Source organism: Nocardiopsis sp. NRRL B-16309 (assembly GCF_001279585.1).
Classification (GTDB): domain Bacteria; phylum Actinomycetota; class Actinomycetes; order Streptosporangiales; family Streptosporangiaceae; genus Nocardiopsis.
The window spans coordinates 1-386 of record NZ_LGEC01000007.1 but is presented as its reverse complement, the minus strand read 5'-3'; the positions used below and the strand labels follow the sequence as shown (position 1 = coordinate 386).

Below are 386 nucleotides of genomic sequence, written 5' to 3'. Positions count from 1 at the left end.
CACCCGTGCCTACCGGCCGCAGACCAACGGCAAGGTCGAACGCTTCCACGGCAGCCTGCTCGACGAGTGGGGCTACGTGCGGCCCTAGACCTCGAACGACGAGCGGACCGAGGCCCTGGCAGACTTCCTCCACACCTACAACCACCACCGCTGCCACACCGCACTCGACGGACACCCGCCGATCAGCCGTGTCAACAACGCCGCGGGTCAATACACCTAGGGCCTGTCTGACAATTCCCGTCGGGTCCGGCCCGCCCGGCACGCACGCTCGCCGCACGGCCGAAACGCCCCAGTAGCTCCGCTACGAGGGCGCCCCGGCCGCACGCCGATCGCACGCACCGAACGACCCGGCCTGATCCGACGCGAATTGTCAGACAGGCCCTAGG

Annotated in this window: 1 pseudogene; it reads left to right on the top strand. The window is 68.9% G+C overall.

What is annotated here, in order from left to right:
* Positions 1-220: pseudogene (locus ADL05_RS29270) on the top strand (integrase core domain-containing protein); the annotation flags it as partial.
* Between the last annotated feature and the right edge of the window lie 166 nt (positions 221-386).